This is a genomic window from Actinomycetospora sp. TBRC 11914, assembly GCF_012933465.1.
Lineage (GTDB): Bacteria > Actinomycetota > Actinomycetes > Mycobacteriales > Pseudonocardiaceae > Actinomycetospora.
The window spans coordinates 169,077-186,959 of record NZ_JABBND010000007.1 but is presented as its reverse complement, the minus strand read 5'-3'; the positions used below and the strand labels follow the sequence as shown (position 1 = coordinate 186,959).

At 74.3% G+C, this 17,883-nt stretch carries 18 protein-coding genes; 2 read left to right on the top strand and 16 right to left on the bottom strand.

Going from position 1 to position 17,883, the window contains the following annotated elements:
- Nucleotides 1–41: 41 nt before the first annotated feature.
- From HH311_RS13760 to HH311_RS13715, 10 genes are all read right to left on the bottom strand, one after another.
- Nucleotides 42–569 carry a hypothetical protein gene (locus tag HH311_RS13760; RefSeq protein WP_169184212.1) on the bottom strand — a complete coding sequence of 176 codons (528 nt, stop codon included), beginning with the start codon at nt 567–569 and terminating at the stop codon, nt 42–44.
- The gene (locus HH311_RS13755) at nt 566–865 is read right to left on the bottom strand and encodes a hypothetical protein (protein ID WP_169184211.1); all 300 of its coding nucleotides are present in this window, start codon (nt 863–865) and stop codon (nt 566–568) included. The genes HH311_RS13760 and HH311_RS13755 overlap by 4 nt, the downstream gene beginning before the upstream one ends.
- 6 nt (nt 866–871) lie before the next feature.
- Complete coding sequence (locus tag HH311_RS13750; RefSeq protein ID WP_169184210.1) at nt 872–1,348, bottom strand: hypothetical protein; 477 nt, start codon at nt 1,346–1,348, stop codon at nt 872–874.
- Between the two features lie 9 nt (nt 1,349–1,357).
- Complete coding sequence (locus HH311_RS13745; protein WP_169184209.1) at nt 1,358–1,837, bottom strand: peroxiredoxin; 480 nt, start codon at nt 1,835–1,837, stop codon at nt 1,358–1,360.
- Nucleotides 1,834–2,976 carry a HoxN/HupN/NixA family nickel/cobalt transporter gene (locus tag HH311_RS13740; RefSeq protein ID WP_169184208.1) on the bottom strand — a complete coding sequence of 381 codons (1,143 nt, stop codon included), beginning with the start codon at nt 2,974–2,976 and terminating at the stop codon, nt 1,834–1,836. The genes HH311_RS13745 and HH311_RS13740 overlap by 4 nt, the downstream gene beginning before the upstream one ends.
- A 110-nt stretch (nt 2,977–3,086) precedes the next feature.
- Complete coding sequence (locus tag HH311_RS13735) at nt 3,087–4,742, bottom strand: tubulin-like doman-containing protein (RefSeq protein ID WP_248292547.1); 1,656 nt, start codon at nt 4,740–4,742, stop codon at nt 3,087–3,089.
- A 96-nt stretch (nt 4,743–4,838) separates the two neighbouring features.
- Complete coding sequence (locus tag HH311_RS13730; protein ID WP_312030134.1) at nt 4,839–5,138, bottom strand: hypothetical protein; 300 nt, start codon at nt 5,136–5,138, stop codon at nt 4,839–4,841.
- Between the two features lie 11 nt (nt 5,139–5,149).
- Complete coding sequence (locus tag HH311_RS13725; RefSeq protein ID WP_169184207.1) at nt 5,150–6,694, bottom strand: tubulin-like doman-containing protein; 1,545 nt, start codon at nt 6,692–6,694, stop codon at nt 5,150–5,152.
- Nucleotides 6,695–6,812: 118 nt separating this feature from the next.
- Nucleotides 6,813–7,838 (bottom strand): aliphatic amidase, encoded by a 1,026-nt coding sequence (locus tag HH311_RS13720; protein ID WP_169184206.1) that lies wholly within the window; start codon nt 7,836–7,838, stop codon nt 6,813–6,815.
- Nucleotides 7,839–7,965: 127 nt separating this feature from the next.
- Nucleotides 7,966–8,448 (bottom strand): MarR family winged helix-turn-helix transcriptional regulator, encoded by a 483-nt coding sequence (locus tag HH311_RS13715; protein ID WP_169184205.1) that lies wholly within the window; start codon nt 8,446–8,448, stop codon nt 7,966–7,968.
- A gap of 101 nt (nt 8,449–8,549) precedes the next feature.
- On the opposite strand from HH311_RS13715, the gene HH311_RS13710 reads away from it, so the two are divergent.
- A complete protein-coding gene (locus HH311_RS13710; RefSeq protein WP_169184204.1) occupies nt 8,550–9,674 on the top strand; it encodes a substrate-binding domain-containing protein in 1,125 nt (374 codons plus the stop codon).
- Here the strand turns inward: HH311_RS13710 and HH311_RS13705 are convergent.
- Both HH311_RS13705 and HH311_RS13700 read right to left on the bottom strand, forming a co-directional pair.
- Entirely contained in the window at nt 9,661–10,005 is a 345-nt protein-coding gene (locus tag HH311_RS13705) for a hypothetical protein (protein WP_169184203.1), read from the bottom strand. The two genes, HH311_RS13710 and HH311_RS13705, sit on opposite strands and share 14 nt — an antisense overlap.
- 95 nt (nt 10,006–10,100) lie before the next feature.
- Nucleotides 10,101–11,657: a dolichyl-phosphate-mannose--protein mannosyltransferase gene (locus HH311_RS13700; RefSeq protein ID WP_396027442.1), complete on the bottom strand. Its 1,557-nt coding sequence runs from the start codon at nt 11,655–11,657 to the stop codon at nt 10,101–10,103.
- A 105-nt stretch (nt 11,658–11,762) separates the two neighbouring features.
- Between HH311_RS13700 and rsmI the strand changes: the two genes are divergently transcribed.
- Complete coding sequence (gene rsmI, locus HH311_RS13695) at nt 11,763–12,599, top strand: 16S rRNA (cytidine(1402)-2'-O)-methyltransferase (protein ID WP_169184202.1); 837 nt, start codon at nt 11,763–11,765, stop codon at nt 12,597–12,599.
- On the opposite strand, the gene HH311_RS13690 is transcribed toward rsmI, so the two are convergent.
- From HH311_RS13690 to HH311_RS33300, 4 genes are read right to left on the bottom strand one after another with little or no spacing between them, the layout of a single operon-like run.
- Nucleotides 12,600–13,532, bottom strand: a complete 933-nt coding sequence (locus HH311_RS13690) for an NADP-dependent oxidoreductase (RefSeq protein WP_169184201.1) — start codon at nt 13,530–13,532, stop codon at nt 12,600–12,602.
- Nucleotides 13,533–13,576: 44 nt separating this feature from the next.
- Complete coding sequence (locus HH311_RS13685; RefSeq protein WP_169184200.1) at nt 13,577–14,041, bottom strand: NAD(P)H-dependent oxidoreductase; 465 nt, start codon at nt 14,039–14,041, stop codon at nt 13,577–13,579.
- Nucleotides 14,038–14,862 (bottom strand): purine-nucleoside phosphorylase, encoded by an 825-nt coding sequence (locus HH311_RS13680; protein WP_169184199.1) that lies wholly within the window; start codon nt 14,860–14,862, stop codon nt 14,038–14,040. Before HH311_RS13680 ends, HH311_RS13685 begins: the two co-directional genes overlap by 4 nt.
- Before the next feature lie 12 nt (nt 14,863–14,874).
- Nucleotides 14,875–17,871 (bottom strand): protein kinase domain-containing protein, encoded by a 2,997-nt coding sequence (locus HH311_RS33300; protein WP_312030132.1) that lies wholly within the window; start codon nt 17,869–17,871, stop codon nt 14,875–14,877.
- Nucleotides 17,872–17,883 lie beyond the last annotated feature (12 nt).

Sequence of the window (17,883 nt, the reverse complement as noted above, 5' to 3'; positions counted from 1 at the left end):
CACGCTAGCGAGGGTCCGGGTCCGCGCCGCCGACGGACGCGTCACCTCCGGAGCCCCGCGGTGCACCACTCCCGGGTGCTGCGGTGGCGTCCGAGGCCCAGCACGACGAACTCGTCCCGGGCTCCGACCGCCTGGACGCCGAGGTAGCGCAGGGCCGCGACGACGGGGGCGCCGCCGGTGGCGTCGCGGGTCGGCACGGGGAACGGCTCGTCGGGGAGCAGGACCTCCGGGCCGTACACGAGGTGGCAGTCCAGCCACGCCACCGCGGACTGCCGCCCGAGGCCGCCGGCGTAGTCCGCCTCCAGGTAGACGACGGTGCCGCGGCGGGAGGCCGCGGTGAGCACCGCGGCCAGGCCGGAGGACAGGCGGTCGAACGCCCACTCGGGGCCCATGGGGACCCCGGCGAGGTCGATGTCGTGGAGCAGCTGCTCGCAGAGCGGCAGCAGCGCGAGCTCGGCGCCGTCGAGCAGCGCGGGGCGCGCGTGCGGGTACCTGTCGCACAGCGGCTCGAGGACGTCCGGGGCGGCGACCACACCGTGGAGCTCGTAGGTGGTCCCGGCCGCGCTCATTCCAGGACGCCGAGATGCTTGAGCACGTGGGCGACGGACGTCGCGCGGACGTCGGCGACCATCGTGCGGTACTCCTCGGCGAACAGTCCGGCGTGGCGCGTCATCGCGTCGGCCTCGATCAGCGCGACCGCCTTCTCCAGGTGCTCGCGGGCGAGCTGGTCACGCCACAGCGAGTGCGCGATGTGGACGTACCGGTCGTCCACGGCGGTGATGCGCAGGGTCTTGCCGCCGGCGACCGTCGGGATCTCGCCGCCGGCGCCGAACTCGCGCTGCAGGCCCGCCCAGTCCAGGGGCACGGGTCGTCACCTCTCCTCGTGGTGGGTGCCCGCCGCGCCGTGCTCGCCGGCGACGGCGCGGACGTGCTCCACCGCGTCGGTCCGCCGCCGCCCCGCCGTCGCCGGGTCACAGCCGCAGTGCGCCGCCACCTCCTCGTCGGGGAGGCCGTCGACGCAGGTCAGGACGAACGTGGTCTGGATGTCGACCGGGACCTCGGCCAGGGCCCGGTGGAGGGCGGGCCAGCTCCCGCCCCGGTCGAGACGGCCTGCCCGCGCGTCCGCGATGGCGTCCTCGGCGAGCCGCGCGATGCGGCCCGAGTAGGGGAGCCCCCAGTGGCGGAACACCGCGGGACGGGCGACGAGCCCGGCCGCCACCCGCACGGCGACGGCGTCCGCGGTCGCGCGGTCACCGAGGCGGACCCGGCAGGTGTAGGCGATCGCCTCGTACGTCGCGGTCAGCCGGTCGAGCCACCGGGCGTACTCCGGGAGGAGCGCGGCGTCCACCGGGCGCCCCTAGAGCGCGGCGAGCACGTGCTCGGCGGTGGACACCTCGTGGTCGACGAACTCCCGCTCCACCTCGAGCGAGGTGATCACGCCGTCGGAGATGATCGCGGCATAGCGCCGCGAGCGGGTCCCGAGGCCGAAGCTCGACGCGTCGGTGTCGAGCCCCATCGCGGCGGTGAAGCGGGCGGCGTCGTCGGCGAGCATCACCAGGCCGTCGGCGTCCTCGGTCCTCGCCCAGGCCGCCATGACGAAGGCGTCGTTCACCGAGACGCACGCGATGGTGTCGACGCCCTTGGCCTTGATGTCGTCGGTCCGCAGGACGAACCCCGGGAGGTGGAAGTCGCTGCAGACCGGGGTGAAGGCTCCCGGCACCCCGAACAGCACGACCTTCCCGGTGCTCAGCAGCTGACCGGTCCGCACGTCCTCGGTGCCCGACGGCGTGACGGCCTTGAGCGCCACGTCCGGCACCTGTGCTCCCACGGCGATCACGGCGGTGTCTCCTCGGTGGTGGTCGGAACCTGCTCCGGCGCTCCCACGGCGGTCACGAGGGCCGCGCCCTCGTGACGTCGTTCGAAGCCGCCGAGGCGCCAGAGCAGGGCGGCGCCACCCCAGACGAGCACGAAGAAGCCGACGATCAGGTAGCCGAGCAGCTCGAAGTCGTCGGCGAGCCCGGCGAAGCCGGCGAGGGCGCTCAGCCCGAGGTCGTCGGCGAGGACCCCGGCGAGGTAGACCGCGGCGATGAACCCGGCCACCGTGACCGTCGCCGCGGTCGTCGCGATGTTGTAGAACAGCCGCCGCGCGGGGCTGCGGTTCGACCAGGAGTAGGCGATCGACATCAGCAGCCCGTCGGCGGTGTCGAACGCGCTCATCCCCGCGGCGAACAGCAGCGGCAGCGTGAGCGCGGCCAGCAGCGCCGCTCCGCCGCCGGTCCCGCCGGCGGTGGAGGCCGTCGACGCCGACAGGGTCAGCAGGGTGACCTCGGAGGCGGTCTCCAGGCCGAGCCCGAACAGCAGTCCGAGCGGGTACATGTGCCACGAGTGCCGGATGAGGGCGCGGGCGCGCCCGCCGAGGATGCGGTTGACCAGCCCCCGGTTGAGCAGCTGGCGCTCGAGCTCGGCCTCGTCGAGCCGGCCGCGGCGCAGCGCCCGCCAGGACCCGACGATCCCGACGAGCACCATCGCGTTGAGGATCGCGACGAGGCCCAGGAACACCATGGCGACCACGGTGGACACCGCTCCGCCGACCTCGCGGAAGGTGTCGATGCCGCTCGAGCTCGCGAGCCCCGCGGCCAGCGCGACGACCAGTCCGAGGATCACCACGACCGAGGAGTGGCCCATCGCGAAGAAGAACCCGACCCCGACCGGGCGACGCCCGCGCTGGACCATCAGGCGGGTGGTGTCGTCGATCGCGGCGATGTGGTCGGCGTCGAAGGCGTGCCGGACACCCAGGACGTAGGCGAGCACGCCGGCCCCGGCGAACGCACCCGCCCCCAACGGCCCGGAGGTCAGCGCGAGGTAGAGCGTCCACCCGGCCACGTGCAGCAGGCACACCACGGCGACGATCACCGAGAGCTGCACGCGCTGGCTGCGGGTCCAGCGTGTCCCGGGTACTGCGGCGATTGCGGTCATCGCGTCCTCTCACGGGCGGGGGCGGGCGCGTCCACGGCGCACGGTGCCCCGGGGTCGTCGACCTCGGGGCACCGTTGCGTCGACATCTCAGCACACCATGAGATGACCAGTCACGGGGTCGGGACCACCGTCTGGACCATGGGCGCGATGTGCGCCCCCTGCACCTCGGTGATGTCGGCCGAGCCGGGGGCGTCGCCGCGGATGGCGGCGTGCGGCACGACCACCCAGCACGCGCAGCCCCAGATGCACTCGCCGGCCATGCCGTCGAAGCGGATCGACTGCTCGGAGAGGATCACCCCGAGGTCGAGCAGCCAGGAATGCATCATCAGCTTCGTGTCCCAGTCCTCGATCTGGTCGTAGGCGTCCCGGGCCGCGTAGAACGCGGTCAGGTCCGTCTTGGCCACACCGGGGATGACGATGTTCGAGTAGCAGGTCAGCTCGTCGAAGAACTCGCCGTTGGTGGTGACGAGCGTGCCGTCGTCGCCGTCGAGCAGGTACTCCCCGAGCACCGACTCGAGCTTCTTCTGGAGCGTGTCGTTCCACATCTCGCGCGGGCCGACGGTGTTGACCTCGATGTAGTCGGTCTTGAAGCCCTCCTTGAGGCCCGACCACTTCGGGATGTAACCGATCCACTTGCCGACCACCTCGCGCCACTTCCCCCGCGGCTCGCCGGGCAGCACCTCGACGCCGGGGTGGGTGTACTTCGCGACGTCGTAGATCGTCCAGGCGCGGTCGCCGGAGATGTTGCGCTCGTGCGGGGCGCCGGTGAAGCCGGCCGGTCGCAGCATCTTGAACAGCAGGCGGCCGTAGTCCTGCACCACGAAGCGGGTGAAGGAGTCGTCGACGAACTTGCGGGTGACGCCCTTGCGGAGGCCGTCGCGGATCGTCGGGACCCCGGTCTTGGTGTACTGCGACAGCCGCTGCCAGGAGTGCTCCTGGGGCAGCGCGAGGAAGCCGCCGGTGAAGGGGTTCTTGTACAGGTCGCCCCAGACCGCCATGACGCCCTGGTTCTTCTCGTCGTCGAGCATGCAGTCGATCTCGTTGATCACGGGGTAGAGCGCGGCCGTGCCGCCGGCGTGCTCCTCGTCGCCGGAGAACGGGAGGACCCCGATGCCGATGACCGGGATTCGGCGGCCGAGCTTGACGTTCGACAGGTGCCGGACCATGTCGACGACCATCCCCGACCCGGTCCCGCCGGCCAGGGAGAAGAAGACGAGCACCATCGAGGGCAGCTTGGTCTTGTTGATCGACTCGACGAAGAGGTCGAGCTCCTTCTCCAGGGTCTTGTCCCCGCCGTAGTAGTAGTGCCCGTAGATCGCCTTGGCGATCGCCCGCGGGCAGCTCTCGCCCGGCTTCGGCATCTCCATGTCCGCCGGCAGCCACGGCTCGTAGTTCGGGTTCCAGTAGTAGCGCGGGTACTCCATCTTCAGGTACTCGCGCCAGCGGTTGAGGCTGGTCCGCAGCTCCTCGGAGCTGGGCGTCTCCAGGGCCACCGTGCGCACCTGGTGGCGGTCGGTCGGGATCTCCCGTTCCTCGAGCCGCTGGGTGAACCCCCCGGCGTACTCCTTGAGCTCGTGCATGTCCTGCTCGCCGATGTCCACGGCCAGCCCGGTGAAGCGGGCGCGCGGGTCGTCGAGCATGTCCTCGATCTCGCCCGTGCGCAGCAGCGCCTCGACCATGTAGGCGCCGGTCTTGCCGATGCCGAGCGCGTGGATGCAGTGGGGGGACTGGCTGCCGGTCGCGGAGTGGTAGAGCGACATTCCCATGGTGGAACCTTCCTGTTGCGGGCGCGCGGCATCGCGCCCCCGGGTGGCGCGGGGCGCCGGGGCGTGCGGATCGGTGCCTCGGGGGCGGGATCGCCCTCAGTCGACGTAGCCGAGGTCCTTGAGGACGGTGGCGGCCGTCGTCGGGCGCTCGTCGGCGATGAAGGTGCGGTAGTGGTCGATGACCGACGCGTAGTCGCGGGTCATGCGGCCCTCGTCGAGCAGCGCCATGGCCTTCTCGAGGTAGGACCGGGTCAGCTTGTCCGACCACAGCCGGTGCGTGACGTAGATGTACTCGTCGTCGGCCCCGGTGACCTGCAGCGTGCGCGCGCCCGGCATCGACGGCAGCTGCGCGCCGTCCTTGTATCGGTCCACGATCTCGGACCAGGCGATGGCCACCGCGGTCCTCCTCAGCTCGCGGTGAGGGCGTCGGCGGCCTCGACCTGGATCGGTGAGCTGATCTCGCCCCGGATGGCGGCGTGCGGGACGACCACCCAGCAGGCGCAGCCCCAGATGCACTCGCCGCCCATGCCGTCGAAGCGGATCGACGGTTCGCAGAGCATGACGCCGAGGTCGAGCAGCCAGGAGTGGATGAGCAGCTTGTCGTCCCACTCGAGGGTGTCGTAGTAGTCGCGGGCCGGGACGAACGCGGCGAGGTCGAGCTTGCTCGCCCGCGGGAGCACCACGCTGACGAGGTCGTCGGAACCGGGCAGCGCCAGCACCACCGGGTCGACCTCGGCGGTCGCCACCGCCGACACCGCCTCCGCGATCGAGGCCGCCGTGGCGTCGTCGAGGTCCCCGGCGAAGGCGCGGGCCTCGACGTACTCCGTCGTGAAGCCCTTGACCAGGCCGGAGGAGCCCAGCGAGCCGATGTCGGCGAGCCGGCGCACCGAGAGCACGTTGATCCAGCGCTCGCCCTGCTCGCCCCGGATCGCCGGGTGCCACGCGTCCGCGGGGACGGCCAGCCAGTTCAGCGCCTTGAGCGTCTCGTAGAGGTGCACGCTCGCGTCGCGGGCGAGGAAGGACCCGACCCCGGTGTCCACGTACTCGTGGGTGGCCGCGAGGTCGCCGGTCATCGCCTGGACGTCGTTCTGGTCGACCAGGAAGAAGCCGCCGGTGAACGGGTTCTTGTACAGGTCCCCCCAGACCGCCATGACCCCCTTGTTCTTCTCGGTGTCGATCATGCAGTCGAGCTCGTTGACCACCGGGAAGAACGAGCCGTCCGAGTACTCGGCCGGGTCGGCGCCGTTGGGCAGGATCCCGAGCCCGACCACCCAGGGGCGCCGCCCGAGCTTGATCGACGACAGGTGCCGGGCGATCTCGACGACGATGCCGCTGCCGACGCCGCCGGCCATGCTGAACGCCACCACCACCAGCGGGGTGGCCTCGCTGGCCATCACGGACTCGGCGAAGGCGTCGAGCGCGGTGGTGATCTCGCCGCCCTGGTAGTACTCGGCGCCGTAGATCGCCTTGGCGACGGCCCGCGACTGGTGGCCGTCCGAGGGCGCGATGGCGACGTCGGCCGGGAGCCACGGCTCGTAGTTCGGGTTCCAGTAGTAGCGCGGGTACTCCATCTTGAGGAACTCGCGGTAGCGGTTGAGCGCGTACGACAGATCCGCGTGGCTGGGCACGGGCATCGCCACCGTCTTCACGAAGGACTTCTCGGCGGGCACCGCCCCGGCCGCCTCGCGGACCTGGGCCAGGTCCTCGTCGCCGATGTCGACCGCGAGCGCGGAGAACCGGGTGCCCGGCTCCGAGAGGAAGCCCTCGGGCTGGTGGGTCAGGATCGAGGTGATCAGGTCCGCGCCGGTCTTCCCGAGCCCGAGCACGTGCAGCGAGAAGGGGCCCTCGTGGTCCCCGGCCCGGTGGACGCCCTCGGTGCGCAGCGCCTCGATGCGCGCCATCGTGGCGTCGCCGTGGTCGTGGCTGTGGTCGTGGTCGTGCTCGGCGGCCATGGCCGTTCCTCCTGCGGATCGTCCGGATCGTCGGATGCGTGTCGGGGGCGGCCGGGGACGCGCGCCACCCGCGGACCGGGGGAGCGCTCGCCCGGTCCGCCGTGCCCACGGCGCGTGGTCAGGCCCCGTTCGGGATGCCCTCGATCGGCGCCTCGGGGGTGCCGACGAACTCGCGGGTCATCTCCTCGACCTGCTTCTGGGCGAGTGCCGGGTCGGTGACCCAGGTCTTGTAGAAGTCGAAGGGGCACTCGGCGACGCCCTTGTCACCGTCGCCGGACTGCACCACGCCGGTGTAGCCGCGGTGGAGCAGCTTGAAGAGGTGGTTCTGGGACTGCCAGTTCTTCCGGGCGTCGCGGATCAGCGACAGCGAGAGCTCGGCGTACTGGACGCCCATCTCCTCGGTGCCGCACTCGCCGAGGGTCCGGCCGTCGAAGCCGACGACCGAGGAGTGCCCGAAGTAGGAGTAGACGCCGTCGAAACCGGTCGCGTTGGCGACCGCGACGTAGACGTTGTTCGCCCACGCCATCGACTTCGCCATCATGATCTGCTGTTCCTTGGCCGGGTACATGTAGCCCTGCGGCCGCACGACGAGCTCGGCGCCCTTCATCGAGCAGTCGCGCCAGATCTCCGGGTAGTTACCGTCGTCGCAGATGATCAGCGCGATCTTCAGGCCCTTGGGGCCCTCGACGACGGTGGTGTGCTCGCCCGGGTACCAGCCCTCGATCGGGACCCACGGCAGGATCTTGCGGTACTTGTTCACGATCTCGCCCTGGTCGTCGATCAGGACGAGCGTGTTGTAGGGGTTCTTGTCGGGGTGGTCCTCGTGGCGCTCGCCGGTCAGGGAGAACACGCCCCACACCCCGGCCCGCCGGCAGGCCTCGCCGAAGATCTCGGTCTCGAACCCCGGGATCTGGGAGGCGTTCGCGAACATCTCCTCGCGGTCGTACATGATCCCGTGGGTCGAGTACTCGGGGAAGACGATGAGGTCCATGCCGGGGAACCCCTGCTTGATGCCGACCACCATCTCGGCGATCTTCTCGCAGTTCTCCCGGATGCCGGCCTGGTCGTGGAGCCGCGGCATCGTGTAGTTGACGACCGCGACGCCCACGCCGTCGTGGCTGCTGCTGATGTCACCGTGCCGCATCGGTCCCACCGTCCCTCGTGCTCCGTGCTGTCGTGGACCGACCGTACGAGCCTCCGGCGGCGGCGCAATATTTCCGGATCAGAAGTAATGGACGCGAAACACGATTGCGCGCGATGTCACACGACGCTCAGCGGCGCGACGGCTCCGCCCGGTCGGCCGAGGCCCCGTCGAGGCGAGCGAGCAGCCCGAGGAGCCGCGTCCGGTCGGCGGGGTCGAGGTCGGCGAGCTCGGCCCCGAAGGCCGCGTCGAGCTCGGCGGCGATCCGGGCCACGAGGGCGTGGCCCTCCGAGGAGATGTGGACGTGCACGCGGCGCCGGTCCCAGTCATCGCTGCGGCGGTAGGCGAGCCCCTCGGCGACCAGCCTGTCGACCAGCCGGGTGGCCGTCGGCGCCGGGACCGCGGCCCGGACCGCGATCTCGCCCATGGCGTGCCCGGGCGCGTCCCGCGCCTCGTCGCCGACGCCCTGGTCGAGCAGCATCAGGGTGCGCCACTGCTCGCGGGTGATGCCCGAGGTGGCGGAGGCGCGCGCGAGGCAGGACCCGACGGTGCGGTCCGCCAGGTCGAGCAGGTCGACCACGCGGACGTCCGGAGCACGGCGTGGCCCGTCCATGACCGCCCTCCCCGACGTTTGCCTGCTCGAAACAGTACAAGCTCCCCACGCGCCCGCCGGTGTGGCCATACTCGCGACAGAGGGGCGAGGCCCCGGAGGTGATGCCGGTGCCGAACGCCCGAGCCGTGCTCGCGCCCCCCGAGGGGACGGGGGCGCGGGAGGAGGCGGTCCGGGTCGCCCTGGTCACGCCGTGGCAGGGGCCGGCGGGGATGTTCGGGCTCTCGTGCCGGATGTGCTCGGACCTCGCGGTCTCCGAGATCAACCTCGCGGGCGGGCTGCTCGGGCGGCCCGTCGAGCTCCACCACGTCGACGGTGGTGCCGACCCGGGTGCGGTCGCCCGCGACGTCCAGCGGATGGTGCGCACCGCGGAGGTCGACGCGGTGGTGGGCTGGCACATCTCGGCGGTCCGTCGGCGCCTCGCCCCGCGCGTCGCCGCCCAGGTCCCCTACGTCTACACGGCCCTCTACGAGGGCGGCGAGCGCACCCCGGGGGTGCTCCTGACCGGCGAGACCCCGGCGAACCAGCTCGGGCCGGCGCTGGAGTGGATGCGCACCGAGCTCGGCGTCCGCCGGTGGGCCGTCGTCGGGGACGACTACGTCTGGCCGCGCGCGTCGGCGGCCGCCGCGGCGCAGTGGGCCCGCGCCCAGGGCACCCCGATCGTCGACGAGGTCTTCGTCCCGCTCGGGACCCGGGACTTCACCCCCGTGCTGCGCACCCTCGCGCGCAGCAACGCCGACGGCGTCCTGCTGCTGCTGGTCGGTGAGGACGCGGTGCACTTCAACCGGGCGTTCGCCGGAGCCGGGCTCGACTTCCACCAGACCCGGCTGTCCACGCTCATGGACGAGACGATGCTGCTCGCGTCCGGCGAGGCCGCGACGCGGTCGCTGTACTCGGCCGCCGGCTACTTCGAGGACCTGGCGACGGTCGACGCGCTGGAGTTCGCGGGCCGCTTCGCGAGCCGGTTCGGGATGGCGGCGCCCGCGCCCTCGAGCCTCGGGGAGTCCTGCTACGAGGGGATGAACCTCTACGCCCAGCTGGTCCGCGACGCCGGCTCGATCCGCCGCGAGGACGTGCTCGCCGCGAGCGAGCAGGTGCGCTTCGGGGGCGCGCGCGGGGAATCCGTGCTGCGCGGGGCCCACGTCGTGCAGGACGTCTACATCGCCCGTGCCCACGACGTGCACTTCGAGGTCGTCGCCCGGGTGTCGACCGGGATCAGGGAGGCGTGAGGTAGCCGAGGTCCGCGAGCACCACGGCGACGAGGTTCGGTCCCCGGGTGCACCCGGTCTCGACCCGCGGTCCGGAGGCGTAGTACGCCCGCAGCCCCTCGGCGACGGCCATCGGCCCGCCCGCGAGCCGGCCCTCCCGGAGCAGCACCAGCGCCGCGTCGAGGTCGTCGCGCGACACGCAGTCGCGCCAGAGCCGCTGGCCCAGGCAGATGCGCTCGTCGTCGACCTCCAGCACCTGCACCCGGGAGGACCCGGCCAGCGAGGCGAGGGACGGCCGGTCGGCGTACCGGGCGCGCACCCGTTCCCAGTCCAGGGCGCCGGGCCGGCTCATGCCCCCACGCTGACAGCGGGGGACCGGCAGCGACAAGGTCCCCCGGGTGACGGCGGCGAACATCCTCGTGTCGCCGGCGTTTCGGCGTGGTCGTGCTACCGCCAGGACGGCAGCCAGAGCTCGGCGTTCCACCGGGCGGCGGTGATCGAGGCGCCGACGAGGATCGGCCACAGCCACGCGAAGTTCGCCACCACGAGCCCGACGTAGAGCGCGACCACCATCCGCCCCGTCGAGCGCCGTTCCGGGCCCGCGGTGCGCCGCCCGAGGATCTCCCCGAGCACGAGCACGACGGCGAGCACCAGGAACGGGATCACCGGCGTCATGTAGAAGAAGTACATCTGCCGGTCGATGTCGGTGAACCACGGCAGGATGCCCGCGCCGTAGCCGACGAGGACGGCGGCGTAGCGCCAGTCGCGGCGGGTGATCCAGCGCCACACGCCCCAGCCGAGCACCGGGAACGCGGTCCACCACAGCGCCGGGGTCCCGATCGCCATGACCGCGCCCACGCAGTCGTTCGACCCGCAGCCGGTCGCGCCCGCGCCGGACTCGTAGTAGTAGAGCATCGGGCGCAGCCCCATCGGCCACGTCCAGGGCTTGGACTCCCAGGGGTGCGGGTTGCCCCGCGGGGTGAACAGCGTGGCGTGGAACTCCAGCACCTTCGACGAGAAGTACGCCATGCCGCGCAGCCAGTCCGGGAGCCAGTCGGGCAGCAGCGCGACGAGCGCGACGGAGTCGGCCTTGGCGTCGGCGACGTGCCGGTCGGTGCCGGTCTCGGAGGCGATCCAGGGCAGCCAGCTGGCCAGGTAGACCAGGATCGGGACGACGAGGGCCGCCCACACCAGCGGCAGGACGTCGCGCACGAGGGCCCCGACCCACGGCCGTGCCACCCCCGCGGCCCGCCGCGCGGCGATGTCGAACCCGAGCACCAGCGCGCCGAAGAACAGGATGTAGTAGAGCCCCGACCACTTGCTGGCCAGCGACAGCCCGATGCAGACCCCGGCGACGAACCGCCACCAGCGCACCCCGAGACGCGGCCCGAACGGCGAGTCCAGCACCCGGCCCTCGGCGACGACGACCGCCATCCGGCCCCGCACGTCGTCCCGGTCGACCAGGATCGCGGCGAAGGCGGCGAGCACGAACAGCGTCGGGTAGATGTCGATCATCCCGACGCGGCTGGAGACCTGCGAGAGCCCGTCACAGGTGAGGATGACGCCGGCGAGCGCACCGAGCAGCGTCGAGCGGGTGAGCCGGCGCCCGATGCGGATGACCAGCAGCACGCACAGCGTGCCGGCGAGGGCCGACACCACCCGCCAGCCGACCGGGTCGTACCCGAACACCCACTGGCCGAGCGCCATGAGCTGCTTGGACAGCGGCGGGTGCACCACGAGCTCGTAGCCCGGGTTGTCCTCGTACCCGCCGTTGCGCAGGGCCTGCCAGGTCTGCGGGACGTAGTGCTTCTCGTCGAAGACCGGCGTGCCGTTGTCGGTGGGCCAGCCGAGGTCCCAGAGCCGCACGACCCCGGCGATCAGCGTGAGGACCACGGTGACGACCCAGCTGCGCAGCCGGTCGGTCGGCATCGGGCGGCCGAGCAGGCTCTCCACGCCCCGCGGGCCCGGCGCCAGCACCCCGCGCGGGTCCGCGGCGGGCGCCACGGGTCGCTCGAGGGTGCTGCCAGCCAGGTTCGAGGTGGCGGTCACGGGCGCCGATCGTAGGTCCGGACGCGCTCGATCGCCGACGCCGCCCTAGGGTTCTCCACCGTGTCCGACGGTGTGCTGCTCCTGGCGGCGACCCCGCTCGGCGACCCCGACGACGCCTCGGTCCGCCTGCGCACCGCGCTCGCCACGGCCGACGTCGTCGCCGCCGAGGACACCCGCCGTCTCGGCCGCCTGGCGGCCGCCCTCGGGGTGACCGTGGCGGGCACCGTCGTGAGCTTCTACGAGGACGTCGAGCGGGTGCGGATCCCGCGGCTCGTCGACGACGTGCGCGGCGGTGCGACGGTGCTGGTGGTCACCGACGCCGGGATGCCCGCGGTGTCCGACCCCGGCTACCGGCTCGTCGCGGCCTGCGCCGCCGAGGACCTCACGGTGCGCTGCCTGCCCGGCCCCTCGGCGGTGCTCACGGCGCTGGCCGTGTCGGGGCTGCCGACCGACCGATTCTGCTTCGAGGGGTTCGCGCCGCGGCCCGACGGCAAGCGGCGCTCGTGGCTCGCCGCGCTCGCGACCGAGCAGCGGACCACGGTGTTCTTCGAGTCGCCCCGCCGGCTCGCGTCGCTGCTGGCGGTGGCCGTCGAGGTCCTGGGCGCCGACCGTCCGGCGGCGGTGTGCCGGGAGCTCACCAAGACCCACGAGGAGGTCGTGCGGGGCACGCTCGCCGAGCTCGCGGCGTGGGCGGGGGAGCGCGACGTGCTGGGGGAGGTGACCGTCGTGCTCGGCGGCGCGGTCGTCGTCGCCCCGGAGCCCGACGAGCTCGCCGACGAGGTGCTCGCCCTGGTCGCCGGCGGGCAGCGTCTCAAGGACGCCGCCCGCCGGGTCGCGACCGAGCGCGGGGTCTCGACGAAGGCCCTCTACGAGGCGGCCCTGCGCGCGAAGCAGTGACTACGGCGTGAGGACGAGCTTCCCGCTGACCGCGCCCGTGCGGTTGTCCTCCTGGGCCTGCGCGGCCTGCTCCAGCGGGTAGACGACGACCTCGGGCGCGCGGTGGTCGCCCGCGGCCAGGTGCTCGACGAAGTCGGCGAGCGCGCCCTCGACCTCGCCGTCCCCGCCCGAGCTGAACCGGACACCGTGCTCCTGGGCGCCGGCGTAGTCGGCGATGGTGAGCACGCGGTCGGCCGACCCGGTCAGCGCGACGAGGTCGCCGAGGTCGCCCTTGCCCGCGGTGTCGAGCGCGGCGTCGACGTGGTCGGTGACGGCCCGCACACGGTCGGCGAAGCCCTCGCCGTAGACGACCGGCGTGGCGCCGAGCGCCTTGACGTCGTCCTGGTGGCGCTCGCTCGCGGACCCGATCACGGTCACCCCGCGGGCCACGGCGAGCTGGGTGGCGACGACCCCGACGCCGCCCGAGGCCCCGGTGACCACGAGGACCTTGCCGGCGGTGTCGTCGTCCGCGCCGAGCCCGAGCAGGGCCAGCCCGCGGTAGGCGGTGGTGACGACGACCGGCAGCGAGCCGGCGACCTCCCAGGCCACCCCGGCCGGCTTGGCGGTCAGCCCGTCGACGTCCGCGAGCGCCTTCTCGGCGTAGGCGCCGCCGCTCGCGCGGCCGAGCACCTCGTCGCCCTCCGCGAACGCCGTCACCCCCTCGCCGACGGCCTCGACGGTGCCCGCGACGTCGACCCCGCCGATCACGGGCTTCCCCGGCGCGTCGGTGGAGGCCATGGCCCCGGAGCGCAGCTTCCAGTCGATCGGGTTGACCGACGCGGCGCGCACGGCCAGGCGGACCTGGCCCGGGCCCGGCTGCGGGTCCTCGCGCTCCACGATCTCCAGCACCTCCGGCCCGCCGTAGCGGGCGTACTGCACGGCTCGCGATGTCATGTGGGCGCCAACACCGGCCCGCACCCGGGGATTTCGCCGCCGGGCTACGGATCGGCCTCGATCACGTGGAGGGCGAGCGTCGCCCCGAGCTCCCACGCCGCCTCCCGGTCGGCGGCGTCCACCGACCCGGTGGCCTCGACGACGGCGGCCGCCTGCTCCCAGCCGAGCGCGCCGGTGATCCGCAGGACGTCGCGGACCGCTCCCGCCACGTCGTCGCCGCCGTGGACGTACAGCCCGAAGGCGAGGGCGCGGGTGTCCTGCAGGCACGGGTAGTAGATCTGGTCGAAGAAGTGCTTGAGCGCCCCGGACATCGTCCCGATGTTCGCCGGGGTGCCGAGCACCACCGCGTCGGCGGCGAGCACGTCCGCGGGTCCGGCGCTCAGCGCCGGGCGGGTGGTCACCTCCACCGGCCCGGGCAGCTCGTCGGTGCCCGCGCCCTCCAGGACCGCCTCGAGCAGCGCCTGGCACGACGGCGAGGGGGTGTGGTGGACGACGAGCAGCCGGCTCACGCGGCGACCGCCACCGCCACGAGCTCGCGCAGCAGCTCCCCGGTGCGGGCCGCCGCGGCGTGCACCGCCTCGAGGACCGCGAGGTGGTCGATGCGCTCGTCGGTGGTGCCCGCGGCGGGGTTGCTGACCAGCGCGATCCCCGCGACGCGGGCGCCGGCGGCGCGGGCCGCGATCGTCTCCAGCACCGTCGACATCCCGACGAGGTCGGCGCCCAGGGTGCGCAGCATGCGGATCTCGGCGGGCGTCTCGAAGTGCGGACCGGGCAGGCCCGCGTACACGCCCTCGGCGAGGGAGGGGTCGAGGTCGCGCGCGGCGGCGCGCAGGGCGGGGTCGTAGGCGTCGGTGAGGTCGACGAAGGCCGGCCCGACCAGCGGCGAGCGGCCGGTGAGGTTGAGGTGGTCGCTGATGAGCACCGGCTGGCCGACGGCGTAGGAGGGGTCGATGCCGCCGGCGGCGTTGGTGAGCACGACGGTGCCCGCGCCCGCGGCGCAGGCCGTCCGGACCGCGTGCACGGCCTGCGCCTCGCCGTGGCCCTCGTAGACGTGGGTCCGGCCCAGCAGCACCAGGACGTGGTGCCCGTCGACGATGACCGACCGGGCGGTGCCGCGGTGGTCGGGCGCGCCCGGCGGGGTGAAGCCCGGCAGCTCCGCGACCGGGATCTCGGTGTCGGGGGCCCCGAGCCCGTCGGCGGCGGGCGCCCAGCCCGAGCCGAGGACGACGGCGACGTCGTGGCGCGCCACCCCGGTCCGGCGGGCCAGCTCGGCGGCGGCGGCGCGGGCGGCGCCGTCGGGGTCGGTGCGGGGGGTGGGGTCGGCGCTCATCGCCGCGCCACCTTAGACAGGTGGGGTGAAGCTGTCCGCGATCACCGAGAACTGCTGGGGCGCCCCGCCCGGGGAGGTGCTCGGCGCGGTCATCCGCACCACCCAGAGGTCCTGGCCGGAGGGGATGAGCCGGGTCCACGTCGTGCGGTCGTCCGTGCTCCCGCTGCGCGCCCGGTAGACGGTCTGCTGCACCGGCTCCGCGGCGCCGGGCCGGGCCGGGGCGACGACGGTGAGCGGCTCGACCCGCACCGCGTCGGCGCCGATGCGCGAGGGCTGGGCGAGCAGCGCGGCGTACCCGGCGGCGCGCTGGGCGGGGTAGAAGCCGGCGAGCCGGTCGATGCGCAGCTCGCGGTCGGCGTCGTCGGAGACGTAGCGCACGACGATGTCGCCGCCGGGCTGCTGGAGCCGGAACTGCTGCCAGGTGCTGGGCACCAGCGAGGTGAAGCCCATCCCGGTGCCGCTGTAGCGGGCGTTGTCGTCGCTGTGGGAGACCATGCGCTCGCCGTCGACGACGGGTCCCTGCGGCGCGAGCGACACCGCGAACGGCTGCTGGCCGCCGAGCATCCGCGCGGCCGCGTAGCCGCCGACGAGCCCGGCGAGGGCCAGCACGACGACGAGGACGACGACTCCCACGCGACGCCCGCGGCTCGCGGCCGGGGCCGGGCGGGCCGAGGGGGTGAAGGGCAGCGGACCCGGGTCGGCCGCCAGGGCCTGGGGCGCTCCCGGCCGCATCGGCGCGGCCATCGGCGCCCGGGGCGGCCGCTGGTAGGGCTGCGACCAGGGCCCCGGCGTCGAGGGCGCGGGCCGCGGCGCCGGGCGGGCGCTCTCGGGCAGCCGCGGCGTGACCATCGTCGTCTCGGCCGCGCTCGGTTCGGGGACGCCCGTCCCCGACGACGGGGTCGGGGTGCGGGTGAACCCCGACGACGGCGTCGACGTGCGGGACGTGCCCGACGGCGGGGTGGGGGTGCGGCCCCGCGCGGGCGTGCCGGACGAGGGCGTGCTCGGCGGCCGGCCGGCGGGGGTGTCGGTGCCGGCGGGGGAGTCGTCGGGCCGCGTCGGGGAGCCGGGCTCGTCGGTGGGGCCGGCGTCGGCGGCCTCCTCCGCGGGCGGGTCGGTGGGGGAGTCCTCGTCGGGCGGGTCGGTCGGGGCCCCGTCGTCGGCCGCGTCGGCGTCCTCGGCCCCGTCCTCGGCCCCGTCCTCGGCGTCGGACCCGTCCCCGGCGGCCGCCGCGGGGTCGGGCTCCGCCTCGCCCGTACCGGACCGCGCCGCGGCTCCCGCCGCGACCGCGGCTCCGGCCGCGACCGCGGCTCCGGCGGCTCCGGCGGCCGCTGCGGAGGCGCCCGTCCCGTCGGCGTCGGCCGCGTCCTCCTCGGTCGCGGTGCCGTCCGTGCCCGGGCCGGCGCCCGTCCCCGGGCCGGCGGCGTCGGGGGCGTCCGTGCCGTCGGTCGTCGTCGGGACCGGGCCCGACGACGGGCCGGCCGCCTCGTCACCGCTGACGTCCGGGGCCGCCTCCGCCGCGGCGTCCGTGCCTTCCGCGGCGTCGTCGTCGTCGTCGGCGGCGTCGGCGTCGTCGTCCGCGGCCGGGTCGGCGGCTCCCCGCCCGGCGGTGGCGGTGCCCGCCGCGGCGCCGTCCCGCGCGTCGGCCGCCCCGGGCGCGTCGGTGTGGTCCTCCGCCTCGGCCGCACCGACCTCCGCGTCGTCGTCCGGGGCCACGGTCTCGTCGGCCGCGGTCTCCCCGGCCGCCGGGGCGGCCTCGTCGTCGGGCGTGGTCGTCGGCGTGCCCGCCGCACCCGTCGTCGCGCCCGGTCCGGAGGCCTCGCGGTCGCCGGTCCCGGCCTCCGCGGCGGCCACCCCGCTCGCCGCCCCGGCCGCGCCCTCGGCGGCCGGGCCGGCCAGGGGGGCGGTGCGGGGCGCCCCGGGCGTCGGCGTGGGCCGGCGCGGCGCGGGGCTGGGCGTCGGGGGGCTGGACGTCGGGGGGCTGGGCGTCGGGGGCTGCGCCGGCGCGCCGGGCGGCGCGCTCCCGGAGGGCCCGGCAGGCTGCGCGCCCTCGACGAGCGTCCCGCTGCGGCCCTGCGCCCGGATCAGGCCGGAGCGGGCGTCGTCGGCGGGCGGGTCGGACGGCGTCGGCGGGAGGCGGAACTCCGTCGTCGCCGGGGCGGGCGGCGCGGAGAGCATGGGGCCCTCCGGGTCGGCCATCAGCGGGCGGAGCCGGCGACGCACCGCGGGCAGCGGCATGCGCAGCGACGGGTCCTTGACCATCAGCCCGCGCACGACGTCGACCACCGGGCCGTGGCCCGACGGCCGCGGGATCTCGCCGTGGACGACCGCGGACACCGTCGAGACCGGATCGCCCGCGTCGTAGGGCGGCCGGCCCTCGAGGCAGGCGAAGAGCGTCGCGCCCAGCCCCCACAGGTCCGCCGGCGGGCCGACCGCGCGGCCCATCGCCACCTCGGGCGCGATGTAGGGCGGCGACCCGAGGACCGTGCCGGTCTGGGTCATCGACGACTCGGCGGCATTGCGCGCGATGCCGAAGTCGGTGAGCTTGATCTGCCCGTCGGTGCCGATCAGCACGTTGCCGGGCTTGACGTCGCGGTGGGTGATCCCGGCGCGGTGGGCGGTCATCAGCGCGGACGCGACCGCCGACCCGATCTCCGCGGTCTCGGCCTGCGACAGCGTGCCGCGCTCGGCGATGTAGGAGGCGAGGCTGCGCGAGGGCAGCAGCTCCATGACGACGTAGGGCTCGGAGTCGACCTCGACGACGTCGTAGAGGGTGACGACGTTGGGGTGGCTGAGCATCGCGGTCGCGCGGGCCTCGCGCAGCGTCCGCTCGCGCACGATCGCCCGCTCGGAGACCGGCACCAGCGAGAGCCGCACCTCCTTGACCGCGACCGGGCGGTGCAGGACCTCGTCGTAGGCCGACCACACCGTGCCCATCGCGCCCCGCCCGAGCTCGGAGTCGAGGCGGTAGCGGCCGACGAGGCGGCGCGTCTCGGCGGGGCGGGGGCTCACACCCCCATGATG

Excerpts from the sequence above, each read along its gene's own strand:
- HH311_RS13760 (WP_169184212.1), bottom strand. The coding sequence starts at position 569 with ATGAGCGCGGCCGGGACCACCTACGAGCTCCACGGTGTGGTCGCCGCC.
- HH311_RS13740 (WP_169184208.1), bottom strand. The coding sequence starts at position 2,976 with ATGACCGCAATCGCCGCAGTACCCGGGACACGCTGGACCCGCAGCCAG.
- HH311_RS13735 (WP_248292547.1), bottom strand. The coding sequence starts at position 4,742 with ATGGGAATGTCGCTCTACCACTCCGCGACCGGCAGCCAGTCCCCCCAC.
- HH311_RS13725 (WP_169184207.1), bottom strand. The coding sequence starts at position 6,694 with ATGGCCGCCGAGCACGACCACGACCACAGCCACGACCACGGCGACGCC.
- HH311_RS13720 (WP_169184206.1), bottom strand. The coding sequence starts at position 7,838 with ATGCGGCACGGTGACATCAGCAGCAGCCACGACGGCGTGGGCGTCGCG.
- HH311_RS13715 (WP_169184205.1), bottom strand. The coding sequence starts at position 8,448 with ATGGACGGGCCACGCCGTGCTCCGGACGTCCGCGTGGTCGACCTGCTC.
- HH311_RS13710 (WP_169184204.1), top strand. The coding sequence starts at position 8,550 with ATGCCGGTGCCGAACGCCCGAGCCGTGCTCGCGCCCCCCGAGGGGACG.
- HH311_RS13705 (WP_169184203.1), bottom strand. The coding sequence starts at position 10,005 with ATGAGCCGGCCCGGCGCCCTGGACTGGGAACGGGTGCGCGCCCGGTAC.
- HH311_RS13690 (WP_169184201.1), bottom strand. The coding sequence starts at position 13,532 with ATGACATCGCGAGCCGTGCAGTACGCCCGCTACGGCGGGCCGGAGGTG.
- HH311_RS13680 (WP_169184199.1), bottom strand. The coding sequence starts at position 14,862 with ATGAGCGCCGACCCCACCCCCCGCACCGACCCCGACGGCGCCGCCCGC.